Here is a 4,612-nt window from a genome sequence, read left to right on the forward strand (position 1 = left end):
GGCCCGGCCGGTCCGCTCCCGGGTCCCGGCCGGGCGCCTCGGTGCTACGCCGAGTGGTGGTTCCAGGCCCCACCGGCCCACCGGCACCAGCGCCGAACGGGCCCCCTACCGCCTCCGCAGATCCGCCACCCGCGCTCCGGCCCCCCGCTCACCCGTCTGGTCCCCCGCGAGCGCCGTGGACCGCAGTGGGGTCGTCGCGCTCCCCGGTACCTGGCCGCGGCGCGGGCCGGGCAGGGGGACGTCGCGGCGGCGGTCGCCGCGGGTCGGGGGCTGTTCGCCCACGGGGTGCCCCGACGGGCCGGCCACGGAGATCTGGACGCCCTGGTCGGCGAGGGCCTGGAGTTCGGTGCCCGCGCGGTCGTCGTGGGCCGGCGGTTCGTCGGTGACCAGGCGGGTGATGAGGTCGGTCGGGACGGTCTGGAACATGGTGTCCGCGCCGAGCTTGCCGTGGTCGGCGAGGACGACGACCTCCGCGGCGGCCTGGACGAGGGCCCGGTCCACCGAGGCCGACAGCATGTTGGACGTGGACAGGCCCCGCTCGGCCGTGAGGCCGCTCCCGGAGAGGAAGGCCTTCGAGACCCGCAGCCCCTGGAGCGACTGCTCGGCCCCGGACCCGACGAGGGCGTAGTTGGAGCCGCGTAACGTCCCGCCGGTCATGACCACCTCCACGCGGTTGGCGTGGGCGAGGGCCTGGGCGACCAGCAGGGAGTTGGTGACGACGGTCAGCCCGGGCACCCGGGCGAGCCGCCGCGCCAGCTCCTGCGTGGTCGTACCGGCCCCGACGACGATGGCCTCGCCTTCTTCGACGAGGCCCGCGGCGAGGTCGGCGATGGCCGTCTTCTCCGCGGTCGCGAGGTGCGACTTCTGCGGGAAACCGGACTCCCGCGTGAAGCCGCCGGGAAGTACCGCACCGCCGTGTCGGCGGTCGAGGAGTCCTTCGGCCTCCAGCGCGCGCACGTCCCGTCGTACGGTCACTTCGGAGGTCTGGACGACGCGGGCGAGTTCACGGAGCGACACCGCACCGTTCGCTCGCACCATTTCGAGGATCAATTGGCGACGTTCAGCAGCGAACACGAAACTGACAGTAACCCCAGCGACCGTCTGCTTTCAGCAGTTTGCGCCGAATAGCAGAAGTTGTTCGCACAAGGCGGCGCCAGGTGGTATAGGGCCGGTACGGGGCCTAGGCCCGCCGCCTATGCCACACGCATGGACGGCGCGTTCCGGCGGCGAACCGGGCTGCCCGACCCGGACCGGCACCCGGCCGGACGACAGGACCGGCGCGACCGCCGGCCACCGACCGCGCCACTCCCGCCACCAGGCAGTTCACCCGTTCAGCGGGCGGACCCCCCGGCCGCGGTCCCGGCCCCGACGAACCGCCCACAGGCGTCCGCGAGGCGGCCGCCGGGGTGCGCCCCGGCGGGCCCACGCCTCGCCTTCGGCGGGCCTACGCCTCGCCCGTGGCCTTGCGGCCGTGCAGCTGCCGGGCCACCTCGGCGATCGAGCCCGAAAGAGACGGGTACACGGTGAAGGCGTTCGCGATCTGTTCGACCGTCAGATTGTTGTCGACGGCGATCGAGATGGGATGGATCAGTTCCGAGGCGCGCGGCGCCACGACCACACCGCCGACCACGATGCCGGTGCCCGGCCGGCAGAAGAGCTTGACGAAGCCGTCCCGGATGCCCTGCATCTTCGCGCGCGGGTTGCGCAGCAGCGGCAGTTTCACGCAGCGGGCGTCGATCTTGCCGGCGTCCACGTCGGCCTGGCTGTAGCCGACGGTGGCGATCTCCGGGTCGGTGAAGACGTTGGAGGAGACCGACTTGAGGTCGAGGGGGGCCACCGCGTCGCCGAGGAAGTGGTACATGGCGATACGTCCCTGCATGGCCGCCACCGAGGCCAGGGCGAACACGCCGGTCACGTCGCCGGCCGCGTACACGCCCGGAGCGGTCGTCCGCGACACCTTGTCGGTCCAGATGTGACCGGACTCGCGCAGCTTGACGCCGGCCTCCTCCAGGCCGAGCCCGGCGCTGTTGGGGACGGCGCCGACGGCCATGAGGCAGTGCGAGCCGGTGATGACGCGCCCGTCGGCGAGGGTCACCTCGACGCGGTCGCCGACGCGCTTGGCCGCCGCGGCGCGGGAGCGCGCCATGACGTTCATGCCGCGGCGCCGGAAGACGTCCTCCAGGACGGCGGCGGCGTCGGGGTCCTCGCCGGGCAGCACGCGGTCGCGGGAGGACACGAGGGTGACCCGGGAGCCGAGCGCCTGGTAGGCGCCGGCGAACTCGGCGCCGGTGACGCCGGAGCCGACCACGATCAGCTCTTCGGGCAGCTCGGTGAGGTCGTAGACCTGGGTCCAGTTCAGGATCCGCTCACCGTCGGGCTGCGCGTCGGGCAGCTCGCGCGGATGGCCGCCGGTGGCGATCAGCACGGCGTCGGCGGTGAGGGTCTCCTCGCTGCCGTCGGCCGTGGCGACGACGACCTTGCGCGAGCCGTCGAGGGCCTGCATGCCCTCCAGCCGGCCGCGCCCGCGCATGACCCGCGCACCGGCGCGCGTCACGGAGGCGGTGATGTCGTGCGACTGCGCGAGCGCGAGGCGCTTCACGCGGCGGTTGACCTTGCCGAGGTCGACGCCGACCACCCGGGCGGCCCGCTCCATGGGCGGGGTGTCGTCGGCGACGATGATCCCCAGCTCCTCGTAGGAGGAGTCGAAGGTGGTCATCACCTCGGCCGTAGCGATAAGGGTCTTCGACGGCACGCAGTCGGTCAGCACCGACGCTCCGCCCAGACCGTCGCAGTCGACGACGGTCACCTCCGCGCCGAGCTGAGCGGCGACCAGCGCCGCTTCGTATCCGCCGGGTCCGCCACCGATGATCACGATCCGAGTCACGTACTCCATTGTCCCGCACTCCTCAAGGTGCCACTGCCCCGGGGCGGCGCACGGGCGCCGTCGGCGGTATCCGGGCGCCCTGCCGTACGCTTCGCCCATGTCGCTCTACGCCGCGTACGCCGGCAATCTCGACGCGCGGCTGATGTCCCGCCGCGCCCCGCACTCGCCGCTGCGCGCCACGGGCTGGCTGAACGGCTGGCGGCTGACCTTCGGCGGCGAGCACATGGGCTGGGAGGGCGCGCTCGCGACCCTGGTGGAGGACCCGATCTCCCAGGTCTTCGTGGCGCTCTACGACATCGCCCCGATGGACGAGGAGTCGCTGGACCGCTGGGAGGGCGTCGGCAACGAGGTCTACCGGCGGATGCGCGTACGCGTCCACACCCTGGACGGCGAGGAGCCGGCCTGGGTCTACGTCCTCAACGGCTACGAGGGCGGCCTGCCCTCGGCCCGCTACCTGGGCGAGATCGCGGACGCGGCCGAGTCCGCGGGCGCCCCGCACGACTACGTGATGGAACTGCGCAAACGCCCCTGCTGACCCGCTCGCACCATCCAGCCCGCACCCTCGTCGGAAACGACAAGACAACGATCGCGTTCCCGTGAGCTCCGTCATCTACGCGCGTAGGCCGGAAGCGGCTACCCTCATCCGCGTGAACGCATCTCTTCTTCCGGACGACATCCAGGGCGATCCCTACGCCGCCGCCGACGCCGCCGCCGCGCGCCTGCGCGAACTCACCGGCGCGGAGACCCACGACGTCGCCCTCGTGATGGGCTCCGGCTGGGCTCCGGCCGTGGACGCCCTGGGCGCGCCCGACGCCGAACTCCAGGTCACCGAGCTGCCCGGGTTCCCCCCGCCGGCGGTGGAGGGCCACGGTGGCAAGATCCGCTCGTACACGATCGGGAACAAGCGCGCCCTGGTGTTCCTCGGCCGCACCCACTACTACGAGGGCCGCGGCGTCGCCTCCGTCGCCCACGGTGTGCGCACCGCGGTGGCGGCCGGCTGCAAGACGATCGTGCTGACCAACGGCTGCGGCGGCCTGCGCGAGGGCATGCGCCCCGGCCAGCCGGTCCTGATCAGCGACCACATCAACCTGACGGCGACCTCCCCGATCGTCGGCGCCAACTTCGTCGACCTGACCGACCTCTACTCCCCCCGCCTGCGCGCCCTGTGCAAGGAGGTGGACCCCAGCCTGGAGGAGGGCGTCTACGCCCAGTTCCCCGGCCCGCACTACGAGACGCCGGCCGAGATCCGCATGGCCCGCGTGATCGGCGCGGACCTGGTGGGCATGTCCACGGTCCTGGAGGCGATCGCCGCCCGTGAGGCCGGCGCGGAGGTCCTGGGCATCTCCCTGGTGACCAACCTCGCCGCGGGCATGACGGGCGAGCCCCTCAACCACGAGGAGGTCCTCCAGGCGGGCCGCGACAGCGCCACCCGCATGGGCTCCCTCCTGGCCCAGGTCCTGGACCGCCTGTAGCACCACGAGGGGAAGGCCGCCCGCACCGGGTGGGCGGCTCCCCGGCGGAAGCGGACCGCACGCCGAAAGGCCACCGGCCCGCACCGCCGCACAACGGCAGCGGGCCACCCGCCCCCGCGCCCCGGCCCCCGGGGGCCGGGCCGCAGGCGCCGTGTGACGGAAGCGGACCGCACGCCGGCGGAGCCCCGGCCCGCGGGCGCCGTACGGCGGAAGGGGCCGTGGTGGCACGTCCAAAGCCCGCCGCGTACTGCGGTCC

The 4,612-nt window shown here is 73.4% G+C and carries 4 protein-coding genes; 2 read left to right on the top strand and 2 right to left on the bottom strand.

Features of this window, described 5'->3' with window-relative positions; translation table 11 throughout:
* Positions 1 to 105 precede the first annotated feature (105 nt).
* Together AB0N63_RS36020 and AB0N63_RS36025 are read right to left on the bottom strand one after the other, a co-directional pair.
* A complete protein-coding gene (locus tag AB0N63_RS36020; protein WP_365536227.1) occupies positions 106 to 1,074 on the bottom strand; it encodes a DeoR/GlpR family DNA-binding transcription regulator in 969 nt (322 codons plus the stop codon).
* Positions 1,075 to 1,444: 370 nt separating this feature from the next.
* Complete coding sequence (locus AB0N63_RS36025) at positions 1,445 to 2,893, bottom strand: NAD(P)H-quinone dehydrogenase (RefSeq protein WP_365536228.1); 1,449 nt, start codon at positions 2,891 to 2,893, stop codon at positions 1,445 to 1,447.
* Positions 2,894 to 2,981: 88 nt separating this feature from the next.
* On the opposite strand from AB0N63_RS36025, the gene AB0N63_RS36030 reads away from it, so the two are divergent.
* Both AB0N63_RS36030 and AB0N63_RS36035 read left to right on the top strand, forming a co-directional pair.
* A complete protein-coding gene (locus AB0N63_RS36030) occupies positions 2,982 to 3,419 on the top strand; it encodes a gamma-glutamylcyclotransferase (RefSeq protein ID WP_019985568.1) in 438 nt (145 codons plus the stop codon).
* 112 nt (positions 3,420 to 3,531) lie between these two features.
* Positions 3,532 to 4,356, top strand: coding sequence for a purine-nucleoside phosphorylase (locus AB0N63_RS36035; protein ID WP_365536231.1), 825 nt, complete (start codon positions 3,532 to 3,534; stop codon positions 4,354 to 4,356).
* Positions 4,357 to 4,612 lie beyond the last annotated feature (256 nt).

The sequence above is a fragment of the Streptomyces sp. NPDC093260 genome (assembly GCF_040683715.1).
Taxonomy (GTDB): domain Bacteria; phylum Actinomycetota; class Actinomycetes; order Streptomycetales; family Streptomycetaceae; genus Streptomyces; species Streptomyces sennicomposti.

Coding starts and splice junctions, on each gene's coding strand:
- AB0N63_RS36025 (WP_365536228.1), bottom strand. CDS start 2,893: ATGGAGTACGTGACTCGGATCGTGATCATCGGTGGCGGACCCGGCGGA.
- AB0N63_RS36030 (WP_019985568.1), top strand. CDS start 2,982: ATGTCGCTCTACGCCGCGTACGCCGGCAATCTCGACGCGCGGCTGATG.